The following is a 15,248-nucleotide window of genomic DNA, read 5'->3' as shown; positions in this document are numbered from 1 at the left end:
CGGCTCGGTATTTCACGTCGGCGAACATCCACCAAACACCTCGGTCAGTCCCCTCTCCCTTTGGGAGAGGGCTAGGGTGAGGGTTTGCTTTTGGCTGTTTAATGATGTGTCGAATAGCCAGAACCTTCCCACAAGGTTTTCAGGTTGTCCGTCGGACGCCCGCTCTCTAGGCTTTGTCTGTCGCTGCCAATTCAGCGACCGGGCGTGAGATCCCCGGAATGCTTGCAACTAGCGCCAACACTACGATAATTGGCGCCAGCTCAATCTGCTGCCTGTTTTATGGCGGCTGTGTGCGGGCAGACTTCGGTCTGGCCGGTTGCCTGCTCCGGTGGATCTCACCCTGCACATAGCTGCCACCTCTTCGCCGCGTGAGATCCGGCGAACGATGGCATCCCCACTTGCAGTAGCAGGAGTTGAACTTTGGACAAGCTGATCCCCGACCCACCCCACGAAACCAAAACCCCACTCGAAGAAGCCCTCCGCGCCGAAGACCAGGCCCGAAACCGCGAAGCCATCAAGCGCGCCCTCGATTTCTACCTGTGCCCCGAGCCCGCAAAGCCACGCCGGCCTAGCACCATGTTCATGGTCTGTCCGCAGGTCGACACCGAAAGCCTGCTCGCCCACGCTTGCGAGTCATTAGCCTCTGCAAGTACCGCGGCCGGCAACTTCGCCAATGAGCTAAACGGTTCTCAGCGCAGCACCGTATTAGGCATCCAGCAAATCGTCATGCTCGCCGAACTGGCGGTAAATCGCGCACTGGATCGAGTAGACCCGCAAACCTGATCCATACGGGGACATCGCAAACAGGCTGGCCCCATTGGGATAGGGGCGAGCCTGCTCAAGCGCATGACTTTGGAGATTGACGTTCGCGGCTCAACTCAGTGGCAGATGTGGCATTGACCGTTCATCGGAAACACCCCTTAACCTGTAATTTCTGACAGTGGCGCGATATCTCCAACTCCTGTCACATAAGCCTTCCATCCAAACGGGTAAGAAGGAACTTGACTATGTCTGCTGAAAAAAATGTTGTGCCAGTCATCACCTCTGTGAGAGACGATAAGGGAGAGATTCCCAACGGTGGCGCCACCTCGGCAACTTCTGTGCAATTGAGCGGGGTTGCAGCTGCTGGAGAAAAAGTTGAAATCTTCGATGGTGCTGTTTTGAGGGGGCAAGTAGTTGTCAGTGCTGCAGGACGCTGGGATTTTCACCTGACGAGTCTGATGCTGGGTACTCATTCGGTTATGGCCAAAGGAGGCGCCGGTATGTCATCTACTCGTACGTTTACTGTTGTTGCAGCGAAGTAACTGCCGATAAAAAAAGCCGCTGTGCTTCATAGCCCGGCGGCTTTTCATGGGTCAGTAAGGCTGTTGGACTTTTATTGCGGGTAAAACCTTCGCACTTGGCTCACTGCGATTGAGCAGAGCTTCAAGTGCTCCACTCAAACTCGCAGCTTTGTCACCCACCAACAAGTGCCAAACCCCACCCTCCAACTGGCTGACACCCTGACAACCCAGCTCTTTCAGCTGCGCGTCGGACAGAGCCTTGCCATCTGCCAGCAACAAGCGAATCCGGCTCATGGCAATGCAATCCAGTTGCAGCACGTTGTCGCCGCCACCCAGTGCATTCAGCCATTGCTGCGCTTCCGAACTCGCGACCACAAAAGCTTTCGGCTCATCAGCAACAACAGCGGTTTCAACCAGAACCGCACGCCCCAGTGAAGGCATGGCGAGGCGAATCTCATCCGCAATACTGTCCGCCATCGGCCCGACCACCACCTGCAAACTTCCACCCTTGCCCGGACGCACAACCGCCATCGCACCCAACGCTTTCAAATCAGCATCGGACGCCTTGTTGCGATCGACCATTTCCAAGCGCAACCGCGTAGTGCAGGCGCCGACCGTCAGTAGATTTTCAGCGCCACCCAATGCCTTGATATAAGCGCTGGCGCGTTCGTTCTCGGTCAGAACCACTTTCTCTGCCGTTGCGACATCCTCACGCCCCGGCGTCTTCAGATTGAAGCGACGAATACAGAAATCAAACACCGCGTAATACACCACGGCGTAAGCCAGCCCGACCGGAATCACCAGCCAGCCATTGGTCGAGCGCCCCCAACCCAGCACCATGTCGATGAAACCGCCGGAGAAGGTGAAGCCGAGGTGAATGTTCAGCGCGTTGGTAATCGCCATCGACAACCCGGTCAGCAACGCATGCAGCAGATACAACAGCGGCGCCAAAAACATGAAGGCGAATTCGATCGGCTCAGTTACCCCGGTTAGGAATGACGTCAGCGCCATCGACAGAAAGATCCCGCCCATCACCTTGCGCCGCTCCGGCAGGGCATTGCGATACATCGCCAAACATGCGGCAGGCAGACCGAAGATCATCATCGGGAACATGCCGGTCATGAACTGGCCGCCCTTCGGATCACCGGCGAAGTAACGCGAGAGATCCCCTGTCACCAGAGCACCTGTTGTTGGATCGGTGAAATTGCCGAACACGAACCACGCCATGTTGTTGAGGATATGGTGCAGGCCAGTGACGATCAGCAGGCGGTTGAACACGCCAAACACAAACGCGCCGAGGCTGCCGCTTTCCATCATCAGCGCACCAAAAGCGTTGATGCCGTGCTGGATCGGCGGCCAGATATAGCCGAACACTACGCCGAGTCCGACCGCTGCAAACCCGGTGACAATCGGCACGAACCGCCGGCCGCCGAAGAACGCCAGATACTCCGGCAGCTTGATGTCCTTGAAGCGGTTGTACAGCGCGCCGGCCATCAGGCCGCTGACAATACCGGCGAGCATGCCCATGTTGATGCTCGCGTCGAGCACCTTGAGTGTGGAGATCATCACCAGATAACCGATCACCCCGGCGAGGCCGGCGGTGCCGTTGTTGTCCTTGGCGAAACCGACGGCGATGCCGATGGCGAAGATCATCGCCAGGTTGGCGAAGATCACTTGGCCGGCGTCGTGGATGATCGCGATGTTCAAAAGGTCAGTGTCACCCAGCCGCAGCAGCAGGCCGGCAATCGGCAGGATCGCGATCGGCAGCATCAGCGCGCGGCCGAGGCGTTGCAGGCCTTCGATGAAGAGTTGGTACATGGCGTTTGTCCTTGTTGTTTTTGTTAGCGCAGTGGCCAATGTTGATGACAGGCGTGACGCACGGCGGCGGCGCTGCTCAGCTTGAGCAGGTCGCGGCTGAGGCGCTGGCATTCGGCTTCGTGGACCTGGCGCACGCGATCCTTGATTTCCCCGATCTGCACCGGGCTGACCGACAGTTCGGTAACGCCAAGACCAATCAACACCGGTGTCGCCAGCGGATCGGAGGCGAGGGCGCCGCAGACGCCGACCCAACGCTTGTGCACCGCCGCGCCTTCGCAGGTCATGGCGATCAGACGCAGCAGCGCCGGGTGCAGGGCGTCGACGCGGGCGGCCAGACCTGCGTGGTCGCGATCCATGGCCAAGGTGTATTGCGACAAATCGTTGGTGCCGATCGAAAGGAAGTCGGCGTGTTCGGCGAGTTGTTCGGCCTGCAGCGCGGCGGCGGGGACTTCGATCATCACGCCGATTTCCGGGCGCTGACTAACACCGAGTTCCAGGCAGAGCGCATCGACGCGTTGGCGGATGTGCAGCAGCTCATCCACTTCGGTGACCATCGGCAACAGGATCCGGCAGCGGCGCAGCGGGCTGACTTGCAGCAGCGCGCGCAGTTGCAGGTCGAGGATTTCCGGACGGGCCTGAGCCAGGCGAATGCCACGTAAACCGAGTACCGGATTGGCTTCGATGGGTAGCGGCAGGTAGTCGAGTTGCTTGTCGCCGCCGACGTCGATGGTGCGGATGATCACCGAGTGGTCGCCCATCGCATCCAGCACGCCTTGATAGGCCGCACGCTGTTCCTCGACATCGGGTGCGGTTTGACGATCAACGAAGAGAAACTCGGTGCGCAGCAGACCGACGCCATCGGCGCCGTTAGCGAAGGCGTCTGCCGCTTCACCGCTGGAGGCGACGTTGGCGACGACTTCGATGTGCACGCCATTTCGCGTTTCGGCCGGCAGATGAGCTTTGGCTTGTTGAGCATCACGACGTTGCTGGCGTTCGATTTGCGCCTGCTGAACTTCAGCCAGACGTTCAGCGTTGGGCGTCAGTTCCAGACGACCACCGTCGGCATCGAGCACTACCGATTGACCTTGCGGCTGATCAAGCAGCGCCGAACCCAGCGCCACCATGCACGGCAAACCTTTGCCGCGAGCGAGAATCGCCACGTGTGAAGTCGCGCCACCCTCGGCCATGCACAACCCGGCGACACCTTGCGCGCTGAGTTGCAGCAGATCCGACGGCGTCAATTCATGTGCAGCAACGATGGCACCGGCGGGTACATCGTAATTCCACGCCTCGCCGAGCAATGCGCGCAGCACGCGTTGTTTAAGGTCGCGCAGATCGTTGGCGCGTTCCGCCAGCAGTGCGCTGCCGGTGTGCTGCAGGACTTCGCACTGCACATCGATCGACTGGCTCCAGGCGTGAGTCGCTGCAGTGCCTTGTTCGATGGATTGCTGTGCCGCGTCGAGCAGTGCCGGGTCTTCCAGCAGTGCTAAGTGCGCGGCAAAGATCGCTTCTTCGTCGGCATGCTTGTGCTTTTTCGCTTGGGCGAGGGTACCGTCTATTTCACTGCGCACCTGATTCAATGCAGTGTCGAGCGCCTGCAGTTGTTGCAACGGATCATGATTGCCCGTATCCACCGGCAAACTGATCGCGTTCAAACGAAACAGCGGCCCGCCGACCAATCCCGGTGCGGCGCAGACACCGTGCAACACACCTGCTTCGGCCGGACGTTTAAGAGGCGCAACATGGATCGGTGCAGCAGCGTGATGATCATCCGGCAGCGCCGTGGCCAACGCCGTGAGCAACGCCTGCAGCGCCGCTTCAGCATCCGGCCCCTGACAGCTGACCTGTACTTCATCCTGCTCGCCAACCGCCAGCCCCATCAAACCGATGAGGCTGTTGCACGGCGCTGACTTGCCGGCAAAGTGCAGTTGCGACTGGCTTTTGAAACCTTGCGCGGTGTGTCGAATCAACGCCGCAGGGCGCGCATGCAAACCACCGCGATGAGCCACCAGCACATGACCATGAACCTCCGGCCCACCGACGACTTCAGCGCTCGCTGCCGAACCGTTGCGCGCAACAATGTGCAGCAACGGCTCGCCAACCTTCACCGCTTTCAACGTGATCGGCCGTACCTGGAAATCCTGGCTGTTGGTCAGGATCAACAGGCTGACCAGGCTTTTGCATTGCTGGCCGACCTTGTCCAGGTCATAGCGCAACAACGGCTGGCCCTTGCTGACGCGCGTGCCATCCTTGACCAGCATCGAGAAGCCTTCGCCGTTCAACTCAACGGTGTCGAGCCCCAGGTGCAGGAGGATTTCCGCGCCGTTATCGGCACGTACGGTCAGCGCGTGGCCGGTGCGCGCAACGTGAATGATCACTCCGGCGCACGGCGAGTACAGCGTGTCGTTGATCGGGTCGATGGCAATGCCGTCGCCCATCGCGCCGCTGGCGAACACCGCGTCCGGGACTTTGGCGAGCGTGAGCACCGGGCCGCTGAGCGGGGCGCTGAGGGTCAGCTCTTTATTGTTGTTGTGCATGGCTCGGTCTCATCAGGTCTGCAGTCATTCGGACTTAGTGCGTGCGTGTCACTTTGCTCAGGTGGCGCGGCTGATCCGGGTCCATGCCACGGGCCACGGCCAGACCTGCGGCCATCACGTAGAAACTCTGGATCGCTAGAATCGGATCGAGGGCCGGGTGTTCGGCGCGGGTCAGGGTCAGATCGCGTTCGCTCACGTCGTCCGGCGCGGCCAGCAACACGCGGGCGCCGCGTTGACGCATTTCTGCCGCCAGACTCAACAGACCAGCCTGCTCGGCGCCGCGTGGGGCGAAGACCAGCAACGGATAGTGTTCGTCGATCAGCGCCATCGGGCCGTGACGGACTTCGGCGCTGCTGAAGGCTTCGGCCTGAATCGCCGAGGTTTCCTTGAATTTCAGTGCTGCCTCCTGAGCAATCGCGAAACCGGCGCCACGGCCGATGACCATCAAACGCTCGCAATCGCGCAGCGCTTCGATGGCCACGCTCCAGTCCTGTTTGGCGGCTTCGCGCAGGCCTTCGGGCAGGGCGTTGCCGGCTTCGAGCAATTCGCTGTCCTCTTTCCAGTGCGCGATCAAACGGGCGCTGGCGCTGAGGGTGGCGATAAAACTCTTGGTCGCGGCGACGCTGCTTTCAGTCCCGGCGAGCAGCGGCACGCTGAATTCACAGGCAGCTTCCAGTGGTGAATCGGCAGCGTTGACCATCGACACACTGAGCGCGCCACGCTTGCGCAACAGACGCAGGCTGTTGACCAGATCCGGGCTCTGCCCCGACTGCGAGAAGGCGAACGCGACCTGACCGCTGACCTTCAACGGCGCCTGCTGCATGGTCACCACCGACATCGGCAACGACGCCACCGGCACACCCAGTTGCTGCATGGTCAGGTAGGCGAAGTAGCTCGCCGCGTGGTCGGAGCTGCCGCGCGCGACGGTCATCGCCACTTGCGGTGGCTGACGGCGCAGGCGCCCGGCAATCTCGATCATTTGCGGATCGAGTTGTTGCAGTTGGGCTTGCACGGCCTCGAACGAGGACAGCGCCTCCTCAAGCATTTTTGAAGTCAATGTCTTCTCCTTCGACCATGACGGCGGTCAGTGTGAGTGAGCGATCGAGCCGCACGCAGTCGGCCCAGGCCCCGGGTTGCAGGCGCCCGCGTTCAGTAATGCCGAGGTAGTCGGCGGGGAATTGGGAAAGACGTTGTGAGGCTTCGGCGATCGGCAGACCGATCTTCACCAGATTGCGCAGGGCTTGATCCATGGTCAGCGTGCTGCCGGCCAAAGTGCCGTCCGGCAGGCGCACGCCGCCCAGGCATTTGGTCACGGTGTGGCTGCCGAGCTTGTATTCACCGTCGGGCATGCCGGCGGCAGCGGTCGAATCGGTGACGCAATACAGGCACGGGATCGAACGTAGGGCCACGCGGATCGCGCCGGGATGCACGTGCAGCAGATCCGGGATCAGCTCGGCAAATTTGGCGTGGGCCAGCGCGGCGCCGACGATGCCCGGCTCGCGGTGATGCAGCGGGCTCATGGCGTTATAGAGATGGGTGAAACTGGTCGCGCCGGCATCGAGGGCGGCGACACCTTCCTCGTAACTGCCGAGGGTGTGACCGATCTGCATGCGCACGCCACGGCTGCTCAGTTCGCGGATCAAGCCGTCGTGACCGGCGATTTCCGGGGCGATAGTGATCACGCGGATCGGCGCCAGTGCCAGGTATTCTTCGACTTCGGCCATCAACGCGGTGTGGGCGAAGTTCGGTTGCGCACCGAGTTTTCCCGGATTGATGTACGGGCCTTCGAGATGGACGCCGAGGACGCGGGCGGCTCCTTTCGGACGCTGTTCGCAGAATTCTCCGACCTCTTTCAGGACGCTGGAAATCTCGGCGCTCGGCGCGGTCATGGTGGTGGCCAGCAGCGAAGTGGTGCCGAAACGCACGTGGGTTCTGGTGATGGTTTCGAAAGCGCTGGCGCCTTCCATGATGTCTTTGCCGCCGCCGCCGTGGACGTGCAGATCGATGAAACCGGGCAGCAGATACGGCAGATCATTGGTTGCCGGATCGCAGGGTACGCCTTCGATCGACACGACTTTGCCGTGTTCGTGGATCAGCCGGCCGCGAATCCAGCCGCTGGCGGTGAGGATGTTGTCTTCGGACATTTTGGTTCTCGCTTTGGGCCGCCTAGCGGCGCAGCTCTGCAACAAAGTCGTAGTAGTCGTTGCGGCAATAGGTGTCGGTGACTTCGATCGGTGTGTTGTCTTCCAGATAGCCGACGCGGGTCATCAGCAGCATCGCGGTGCCGGGGGCGATGCCGACCAGTGCGGCGAACTCGTCAGAGGCGTTGATCGCCTGGATGTGCTGCAGGGCGCGGACGATCGGCTTGCCGATGCCGTCGAGGTATTCGTAGAGCGAATCGCCGACCAGTTGCGGCTTAGGCATGATCGAGGCGGGCAGGGTGCTCATCTCGATGGCCATCACCGTGTCATCGGCTTTGCGCAGACGCTTCATGCGCGCAACCTTGTCGTTCGGCGACAGGCTGAGGCGGATCAGTTCTTCGTGGGTCGGCAGGGTGATTTCCCGCTCCAGCCATTGCGAGCTGGGCACGAAGCCCTTGAGGCGCAGCATCTCGCTGAAACCGGAGAGGCGCGATAGCGGTTGTTCGAGGCGTGGGGTGATGAACGTGCCGGAACCTTGCAGGCGACGGATCAGGCCTTGATCGAGGAGGACTTCCAATGCCTTGCGGGCAGTCACCCGGGAAATGCCCAGTTGCTCGCTGAGGTTGCGTTCCGAGGGCATCGCCTGCTCGGACTTCCACTGCCCGGCATGAATCGCTGCTTCCAGATTGCGTGCCAGCTGCAGGTACAGCGGCGTCGGCTGGGAGTCATCGGGGCGTAGGGCGTGGAGGTCGTTCATGTAGGGCATTTCCGTCGCGAGTATAGGATTGTTGTGGCTCGCTTGTGGGGCGGAAATTAATACCACTTGAATACCATGTCAACGCAGGCAATGGGCGGTTAATCCAATGAAATGGCGATTTTTAGAGGGGTTGGTTTGAAGTGGTATTAAAGGTGGGCTGTAAAAAGCAAAAGATCGCAGCCTGCGGCAGCTCCTACAGTTGAGAGTGGTATCACCCTTGTAGGCGCTGCCGCAGGCTGCGATCTTTTGATTTATTTTTTTGCGGGTGACCAGCGGTCGCTGGTTAAGGGCGGATTTCGACCATCGTGCCGTCCGGCACCAGATTCCATACTTCGCGCATGTCGACGTTACGCATGGCGACGCAGCCGTCAGTCCAGTCGAGGGTGTGGAACAGGTCTTCCGGGGTTTCTTCCGAATCCGGCGTGCCGTGGATCATGATCATCCCGCCGGGCTCGACGCCTTCACGCCGGGCGCGGGCCGAATCGCTGATGTTCGGGTAGGAGATGTGCATCGACAAATTGAATTTGTCACTGGTCTTGCGCCAGTCGATCCAATAGAAACCTTCCGGCGTGCGTTTGTCGCCTTCAATCAGTTTCGGACCTTTTTTAGCGCCCTTGCCCAAGGAAATGCGATAGGTCTTGAGTGGCTTGCCGTCGGCGATCAGCTGCAATTGATGCGCCGATTTGAGCACCAGGACTTTTTCGATAAGCGGGGTATTCGCAGGCGTCACGGTGGTCACGAATGACGCTTGGGAGACGGTAACGAACGACAGGCAGAACAGGGCAAGCAACCAGCGCATTGAAACGATTCCCCAGGAATGACGCAGATACATGATTTATAGGTGTTGTGCAGACGTGCTCGGGTTATCGGCTGGCCGGCGACGAAATCAAGTAATGGCAGGCTGAGCAAGCGGCGGAATCGATTCCGAACGAACCGGATACACCTCAACACGCCGATCAGCAAAGAAGCATTCTAAGGTACGCCCCACCGTGCGGAAAGCCAGCTCGTCCCAGGGAATATCGGCTTCGTCGAATAGTTGCACTTCGAGGCTCTCGGGGCCCGCAGCAAAGTCCAGATCCACCAGTTCAGCACGGAAGAACACATGCACCTGACTGATGTGCGGCACGTCGATCAGCGTATAGATGCTCAAGTTACGCACCCGGGCGCAGGCTTCTTCGGCAGTTTCGCGCACGGCGGCCTGCTCGATGGTCTCGCCGTTCTCCATGAAACCGGCGGGCAAGGTCCAGTAACCGAGGCGCGGCTCGATGGCGCGGCGACAGAGCAACACTTTCGTGCCCCAGGTCGGCACGCAGCCGGCGACGATATTGGGGTTCTGATAGTGAATGGTCTGACAGCTGTCACAGACAAATCGCAGCCGCGAATCGCCTTCGGGAATGCGCTGGGTGACCGGGTTACCGCAGTGGCTGCAAAATTTCATGCTGGGCTTCCTGAATGCTGCGCCTATCTTGGCGTGCAGCGGTGCCGGTCGGCAAGTTGTCGTTTCGCGACACGGCGGGTTTCGGGGGCTTGGGCGGCTGCAATGATTGGTGCATGATGCAGGGTAAGGCACTGATCGAGAACACTCATGCTGGACGAGCTACTGCATAGGGTAAGCAACCACACACCGCGCACGCTGGAGACCGACACGCGTTTCCCCGAGGCCGCCGTTCTGGTGCCGATCACCCGCAGTGACGAGCCGGAACTGGTGCTGACCCTGCGCGCCAGCGGGCTCTCGACGCACGGTGGCGAAGTCGCCTTCCCAGGGGGGCGCCGTGATCCGGAAGACCCGGACCTGATCTTTACCGCACTACGTGAGGCCGAAGAAGAAATCGGCCTGCCGCCGGGCCTGGTAGAAGTCATTGGTCCACTCAGCCCCCTGATTTCCCTGCACGGCATCAAGGTCACACCGTATGTCGGCGTCATCCCCGATTTTGTCGAGTACCGCGCCAACGATGCCGAAATCGCAGCCGTGTTCAGTGTGCCGCTGGAGTTCTTCCGCAAAGACCCTCGCGAACACACTCACCGCATCGACTATCAGGGCCGCAGTTGGTACGTGCCGAGCTATCGGTTTGGCGAATACAAGATCTGGGGGCTGACCGCGATCATGATCGTCGAGTTGATCAATCTGCTCTATGACGCCAAGATCAGTCTGCACCAACCGCCGAAAAGCTTTATTGATACGTAAGCCATCGTTCGAATGGCCATCACCGTGAGCCCTGAGGAAAACAAGATGAAATACCGCTTGGGCGACACCCGTGTCGAGACCCATCCACAAAGCTGGGTCGCCCCCAATGCCGTGCTGGTGGGCAAGGTCAAACTGGAAGAGGGCGCCAACGTCTGGTTCAACGCCGTGCTGCGTGGCGATAACGAACTGATCCTGATCGGCAAGAACAGCAATGTGCAGGATGGCACCGTGATGCACACCGACATGGGCTACCCGCTGACCATCGGCACCGGCGTGACCATTGGCCACAATGCCATGCTGCATGGTTGCACCGTCGGCGATTACAGCCTGATCGGCATTAATGCGGTCATTCTCAACGGCGCGAAAATCGGCAAGAACTGCATCATCGGCGCCAACTCGCTGATCGGCGAAGGCAAGGAAATTCCTGACGGTTCGCTGGTGATGGGCTCGCCGGGCAAAGTCGTGCGCGAGCTGACCGAGGCGCAGAAGAAGATGCTTGAGGCCAGCGCCGCGCACTATGTGCATAACTCCCAGCGTTATGCGCGCGATCTGGTTGAGCAGGAAGAATGAACACGCCCGAAAGACCTGTCGCCTCGCCGTGCGTGAATATTTGTGCGCTGGATGAGGCTGACATTTGTACTGGTTGTCAGCGTACGGTCGAGGAGATCACCCGCTGGGGCCGCATGAGCAATGACGAGCGTCGGGTGGTGTTGGGGTTGTGTCATGAGCGAGCGAAGGCGAGTGGGTTGGTGTGGATGATCCCTTCGAAATCGTGATCGGCTTGAGAGTGCCCTCACCCTAACCCTCTCCCAGGGGGAGAGGGGACTGACCGAGGTGTCTTTCGCTATACGCCGACCTGAACGATTGAGTCGAACTCAGGTTTTGAAAAGTCTCCGATCGGCTCCCTTCCCTTCGTCTGAAGGGGGAGGGGATGACCGGGTTGATTGTTCGGTCTGCACCGGCCTGCGTTCTCGAGTCGAACTGGGAAGTCGATTCAACGAAGATCGGCTCCCTTTCCCCCTCGCCCCCCATGGGGGAGAGGGCTGGGGTGAGGGGGTGGCTCTTGATCTGCGGGTCCAGTAATCTGTGCGCCAATCTGCCAGGTCGCCTCCATGATTTTCCTCATCGCCTACATCAGCAGCGTCGTGCTGATCAACTTCGCCTTCTCCACCGCGCCGCATCTGGACATCATCTGGTCGGCCTGGGGTGGTCTGGTGTTCGTGCTGCGCGACATGGTGCAAACCCGCTTCGGCCACGGCGCCATCGTGGCAATGCTGGCGGCGCTGGTGCTGTCCTACGTCACCTCCGATCCCTCCATCGCTCTGGCCAGCGCCACGGCGTTCGCGGTTTCCGAGTGCATCGACTGGCTGGTGTTCAGCATCACCAAACGGCCATTGCGCGACCGCTTGTGGATAAGTTCGGCACTGAGCATCCCCCTCGACACCTTCATCTTTTTCGGCATGATCGACCTGCTGACACCACCGGTGATCATCACCGCGCTGGCCTCGAAATTCGCCGGTGTCACCGCCGTCTGGCTGATCATGGCTTGGCGCGAGCGTAAACAGGCCGTCGCCGGCTGAAGCCAAACCCTCAGGTTCATGTAAAATGCCGCGCTTTCTCCCCATGGAAAGCGCGTCTGGCGTTGCTTTCCTCGATGATCCGCTTCTTTGAGGACCTGAGATGACCCGTATCGGAACTCCATTGTCGCCAACCGCGACCCGCGTATTGCTGTGTGGCTGTGGTGAGTTGGGCAAGGAAGTGGTGATCGAGCTGCAACGCCTGGGCGTTGAAGTGATCGCTGTTGACCGTTACGCCAACGCGCCAGCCATGCAAGTTGCGCATCGCAGCCACGTGATCAACATGCTGGACGGCGCCGCCCTGCGTGCCGTGATCGAAGCCGAGAAGCCGCACTTCATCGTGCCGGAAATCGAGGCCATCGCCACCGCCACCCTGGTCGAACTGGAAGCCGAAGGCTTCACCGTGATCCCGACCGCGCGCGCTGCGCAACTGACTATGAATCGCGAAGGCATCCGTCGTCTGGCTGCTGAAGAGCTGGACCTGCCGACCTCGCCGTACCACTTCGCCGACACTTTCGAGGACTACAGCAAAGCCGTTGAGGACCTCGGTTTCCCATGCGTCGTCAAACCGGTGATGAGCTCGTCGGGCAAAGGCCAGAGCCTGCTGCGCAGCACCGATGACGTGCAGAAAGCCTGGGATTACGCGCAAGAGGGCGGTCGTGCCGGTAAAGGTCGGGTGATCATCGAAGGCTTTATCGATTTCGACTACGAAATCACTCTGCTGACCGTTCGCCACATCGGCGGCACCACGTTCTGTGCGCCGGTCGGTCACCGTCAGGAGAAGGGCGACTATCAGGAATCGTGGCAGCCACAAGCCATGAGCCCGATTGCCCTGGCTGAGTCCGAGCGTGTTGCCAAAGCCGTGACCGAAGCGCTGGGCGGCCGTGGCTTGTTCGGCGTTGAGCTGTTCATCAAGGGTGATCAGGTATGGTTCAGCGAAGTGTCGCCGCGTCCGCATGACACTGGTCTGGTGACACTGATTTCGCAGGACCTGTCGCAGTTCGCCCTGCACGCTCGCGCAATTCTGGGCTTGCCGGTACCGCTGATCCGTCAGTTCGGGCCATCGGCTTCGGCGGTGATTCTGGTGGAAGGGCAGTCGACTCAGACCGCATTCGCCAACCTCGGCGCTGCCCTGAGCGAGCCGGACACGGCGTTGCGACTGTTTGGTAAGCCAGAAGTGAATGGTCAGCGTCGCATGGGCGTGGCACTGGCGCGGGATGAGTCGATCGAGGCTGCTCGTGCCAAGGCGACTCGTGCTGCTCAGGCTGTTGTTGTAGAGCTGTAAACCGAGTCGCGACATTCGCGAGCAAGCTCGCTCCCACAGGGAAATGCATTCCAATGTGGGAGCGAGCCTGCTCGCGAAGCTTTTGATCTTCTGTCAGGCAACCTGATTCAGGTCGCTATTGCGGGTTTCCTTCAAACACAGCACCGCAATCAAACTCAGCACCGCCGCTGCCGACACATACCCGCCGACATAACTCAGCCCCCCCATTGCCACCAGTTTCTGCGCAAAGAACGGCGCCGCCGAGGCCCCGACAATACCGCCCAGGTTATACGCCGCCGAAGCACCGGTATAACGCACGTGGGTTGGAAACAGCTCCGGCAACAATGCGCCCATCGGCGCGAACGTCACGCCCATCAAGAACAATTCGATGCACAGGAACAGTGCCACGCCCCAGGTCGAGCCCTGAGTCAGCAACGGCTCCATCAGAAAGCCGGAAAGAATCGCCAACACTCCGCCAATGATCAGCACCGGTTTGCGCCCGTAACGGTCGCTGGCCCACGCGGACAATGGCGTAGCGGCGGCCATGAACAGCACAGCGAAGCACAGCAACCCAAGGAACGTCTCACGGCTATAGCCGAGTGTGGCAACCCCGTAACTCAGGGAAAACACCGTCGAGATATAGAACAGCGCATAGCAGACCACCATTGCCGCCGCGCCCAGCAGTGTCGGCGCCCAGTACTGGCTGAACAGCTCGACCAGCGGCACTTTCACCCGTTCCTGACGGGCGATGGCGTTGGCGAACACCGGTGTTTCATGCAGTTTCAATCGCACATACAGACCGACCATCACCAGTGCTGCGCTGAGCAGAAACGGAATCCGCCAGCCCCAACTGCGGAATTGCTCATCATCGAGCGTCATGGCCAAGGTCAGAAACAAACCGTTGGCGGCGAGAAAACCAATCGAAGGGCCGAGCTGCGGGAACATGCCAAACCAGGCACGTTTGCCTTTCGGCGCGTTTTCCGTGGCGAGCAGGGCGGCACCGCCCCATTCGCCGCCCAATCCCAGGCCCTGACCAAAACGCAGCACGCACAGCAGAATCGGCGCCCATGCGCCGATGGTGGCATACCCCGGCAGCACGCCAATCAGCGTTGTGCACACACCCATCAATAGCAAGGATGCGACCAGCGTCGATTTGCGCCCGATACGGTCACCAAAATGGCCGAACAACGCCGAGCCCAGCGGTCGGGCGAGGAAGGCAATGCCAAAGGTCAGAAACGCCGAAAGCATCTGTGCGGTGCCGGAGGTCTGTGGAAAGAACACTGGCCCGATCACCAGAGCGGCGGCGGTGGCGTAAACATAGAAGTCGTAGAACTCGATCGCGGTGCCGATAAAACTCGCCGTCGCCACGCGGGTGGCGGAGTTGGTCGGTTGGGCAGGGGTGGTGTCGCTGATAGCGGTACTGGTTGTCATGCGGTGATCCCTGACAGTCATGAGCTCCGTTGGAGCGAATTATTATGGTCGAACACCCAGGGATGTGGGATGAGGCGCGGTCGCTGTTTCAGGTAGGAACAGTCGCCGGAGTACAGCGGAAATAGCCGAAACCTGTCGGGTGCGGGGTAAGCACGCGGTTTGGCGGGGCTTGGGTAAGCTGATTTGATTATAGGAAGGGGGCTAACGATTGAACAAGAGCAAAAAGATCGCAGCCTGCGGCAGCTCCTACATGGG

General features: G+C 60.2%; 15 protein-coding genes. 7 read left to right on the top strand and 8 right to left on the bottom strand.

All coding sequences use genetic code 11. The annotated features are described in order from the left end of the window. Positions 1 to 420: 420 nt before the first annotated feature. Positions 421 to 783: a DUF6124 family protein gene (locus ACW9IR_RS25000; protein WP_095119363.1), complete on the top strand. Its 363-nt coding sequence runs from the start codon at positions 421 to 423 to the stop codon at positions 781 to 783. Positions 784 to 1,007: 224 nt separating this feature from the next. After that, positions 1,008 to 1,304 (top strand): hypothetical protein, encoded by a 297-nt coding sequence (locus ACW9IR_RS24995; protein WP_102900602.1) that lies wholly within the window; start codon positions 1,008 to 1,010, stop codon positions 1,302 to 1,304. Between the two features lie 51 nt (positions 1,305 to 1,355). On the opposite strand, the gene nagE is transcribed toward ACW9IR_RS24995, so the two are convergent. The 7 genes from nagE to ACW9IR_RS24960 all read right to left on the bottom strand — a co-directional run bounded on the left by nagE (position 1,356) and on the right by ACW9IR_RS24960 (position 9,974). Beyond that, positions 1,356 to 3,101 (bottom strand): N-acetylglucosamine-specific PTS transporter subunit IIBC, encoded by a 1,746-nt coding sequence (nagE, locus tag ACW9IR_RS24990; RefSeq protein ID WP_457465344.1) that lies wholly within the window; start codon positions 3,099 to 3,101, stop codon positions 1,356 to 1,358. Positions 3,102 to 3,124: 23 nt separating this feature from the next. Continuing rightward, positions 3,125 to 5,638: a phosphoenolpyruvate--protein phosphotransferase gene (ptsP, locus tag ACW9IR_RS24985; protein WP_457465343.1), complete on the bottom strand. Its 2,514-nt coding sequence runs from the start codon at positions 5,636 to 5,638 to the stop codon at positions 3,125 to 3,127. 34 nt (positions 5,639 to 5,672) lie between these two features. Then, the gene (locus tag ACW9IR_RS24980) at positions 5,673 to 6,695 is read right to left on the bottom strand and encodes an SIS domain-containing protein (RefSeq protein WP_110721222.1); all 1,023 of its coding nucleotides are present in this window, start codon (positions 6,693 to 6,695) and stop codon (positions 5,673 to 5,675) included. Next, entirely contained in the window at positions 6,676 to 7,782 is a 1,107-nt protein-coding gene (nagA, locus tag ACW9IR_RS24975) for an N-acetylglucosamine-6-phosphate deacetylase (protein ID WP_102900598.1), read from the bottom strand. The genes ACW9IR_RS24980 and nagA overlap by 20 nt, the downstream gene beginning before the upstream one ends. Positions 7,783 to 7,804: 22 nt before the next feature. Next, positions 7,805 to 8,536: a GntR family transcriptional regulator gene (locus ACW9IR_RS24970; protein ID WP_102900597.1), complete on the bottom strand. Its 732-nt coding sequence runs from the start codon at positions 8,534 to 8,536 to the stop codon at positions 7,805 to 7,807. Between the two features lie 283 nt (positions 8,537 to 8,819). Further along, positions 8,820 to 9,335 (bottom strand): L,D-transpeptidase family protein, encoded by a 516-nt coding sequence (locus tag ACW9IR_RS24965; RefSeq protein ID WP_077571251.1) that lies wholly within the window; start codon positions 9,333 to 9,335, stop codon positions 8,820 to 8,822. Between the two features lie 87 nt (positions 9,336 to 9,422). Then, positions 9,423 to 9,974 carry an NUDIX hydrolase gene (locus ACW9IR_RS24960; protein ID WP_095119357.1) on the bottom strand — a complete coding sequence of 184 codons (552 nt, stop codon included), beginning with the start codon at positions 9,972 to 9,974 and terminating at the stop codon, positions 9,423 to 9,425. 147 nt (positions 9,975 to 10,121) lie between these two features. On the opposite strand from ACW9IR_RS24960, the gene ACW9IR_RS24955 reads away from it, so the two are divergent. The 5 genes from ACW9IR_RS24955 to purT all read left to right on the top strand — a co-directional run bounded on the left by ACW9IR_RS24955 (position 10,122) and on the right by purT (position 13,583). Further along, positions 10,122 to 10,721: a CoA pyrophosphatase gene (locus ACW9IR_RS24955; protein WP_095119356.1), complete on the top strand. Its 600-nt coding sequence runs from the start codon at positions 10,122 to 10,124 to the stop codon at positions 10,719 to 10,721. A 45-nt stretch (positions 10,722 to 10,766) separates the two neighbouring features. After that, positions 10,767 to 11,291: a gamma carbonic anhydrase family protein gene (locus tag ACW9IR_RS24950; protein WP_457465342.1), complete on the top strand. Its 525-nt coding sequence runs from the start codon at positions 10,767 to 10,769 to the stop codon at positions 11,289 to 11,291. After that, positions 11,288 to 11,497 carry a DUF1289 domain-containing protein gene (locus tag ACW9IR_RS24945; protein ID WP_095112570.1) on the top strand — a complete coding sequence of 70 codons (210 nt, stop codon included), beginning with the start codon at positions 11,288 to 11,290 and terminating at the stop codon, positions 11,495 to 11,497. Before ACW9IR_RS24950 ends, ACW9IR_RS24945 begins: the two co-directional genes overlap by 4 nt. Positions 11,498 to 11,833: 336 nt before the next feature. Further along, positions 11,834 to 12,301 (top strand): VUT family protein, encoded by a 468-nt coding sequence (locus ACW9IR_RS24940; RefSeq protein ID WP_016986366.1) that lies wholly within the window; start codon positions 11,834 to 11,836, stop codon positions 12,299 to 12,301. 100 nt (positions 12,302 to 12,401) lie between these two features. After that, entirely contained in the window at positions 12,402 to 13,583 is a 1,182-nt protein-coding gene (gene purT / locus ACW9IR_RS24935) for a formate-dependent phosphoribosylglycinamide formyltransferase (RefSeq protein ID WP_007908992.1), read from the top strand. A 93-nt stretch (positions 13,584 to 13,676) separates the two neighbouring features. Here purT and ACW9IR_RS24930 read toward each other — a convergent pair whose 3' ends face one another. Continuing rightward, on the bottom strand, positions 13,677 to 14,993 hold the full coding sequence (locus tag ACW9IR_RS24930; protein ID WP_457465341.1) for an MFS transporter: 1,317 nt from the start codon (positions 14,991 to 14,993) through the stop codon (positions 13,677 to 13,679). Positions 14,994 to 15,248 lie beyond the last annotated feature (255 nt).

Source organism: Pseudomonas sp. SDT291_1_S447, assembly GCF_054070155.1.
The sequence above is the reverse complement of the archived record's forward strand: the minus strand, read 5'-3'. Positions and strand labels throughout refer to the sequence as shown.

Excerpts from the sequence above, each read along its gene's own strand:
- ACW9IR_RS24995 (WP_102900602.1), top strand. The coding sequence starts at position 1,008 with ATGTCTGCTGAAAAAAATGTTGTGCCAGTCATCACCTCTGTGAGAGAC.
- nagE (WP_457465344.1), bottom strand. The coding sequence starts at position 3,101 with ATGTACCAACTCTTCATCGAAGGCCTGCAACGCCTCGGCCGCGCGCTG.
- ptsP (WP_457465343.1), bottom strand. The coding sequence starts at position 5,638 with ATGCACAACAACAATAAAGAGCTGACCCTCAGCGCCCCGCTCAGCGGC.
- nagA (WP_102900598.1), bottom strand. The coding sequence starts at position 7,782 with ATGTCCGAAGACAACATCCTCACCGCCAGCGGCTGGATTCGCGGCCGG.
- ACW9IR_RS24970 (WP_102900597.1), bottom strand. The coding sequence starts at position 8,536 with ATGAACGACCTCCACGCCCTACGCCCCGATGACTCCCAGCCGACGCCG.
- ACW9IR_RS24965 (WP_077571251.1), bottom strand. The coding sequence starts at position 9,335 with ATGCGCTGGTTGCTTGCCCTGTTCTGCCTGTCGTTCGTTACCGTCTCC.
- ACW9IR_RS24960 (WP_095119357.1), bottom strand. The coding sequence starts at position 9,974 with ATGAAATTTTGCAGCCACTGCGGTAACCCGGTCACCCAGCGCATTCCC.
- ACW9IR_RS24955 (WP_095119356.1), top strand. The coding sequence starts at position 10,122 with ATGCTGGACGAGCTACTGCATAGGGTAAGCAACCACACACCGCGCACG.
- ACW9IR_RS24950 (WP_457465342.1), top strand. The coding sequence starts at position 10,767 with ATGAAATACCGCTTGGGCGACACCCGTGTCGAGACCCATCCACAAAGC.
- ACW9IR_RS24945 (WP_095112570.1), top strand. The coding sequence starts at position 11,288 with ATGAACACGCCCGAAAGACCTGTCGCCTCGCCGTGCGTGAATATTTGT.
- ACW9IR_RS24940 (WP_016986366.1), top strand. The coding sequence starts at position 11,834 with ATGATTTTCCTCATCGCCTACATCAGCAGCGTCGTGCTGATCAACTTC.
- purT (WP_007908992.1), top strand. The coding sequence starts at position 12,402 with ATGACCCGTATCGGAACTCCATTGTCGCCAACCGCGACCCGCGTATTG.
- ACW9IR_RS24930 (WP_457465341.1), bottom strand. The coding sequence starts at position 14,993 with ATGACAACCAGTACCGCTATCAGCGACACCACCCCTGCCCAACCGACC.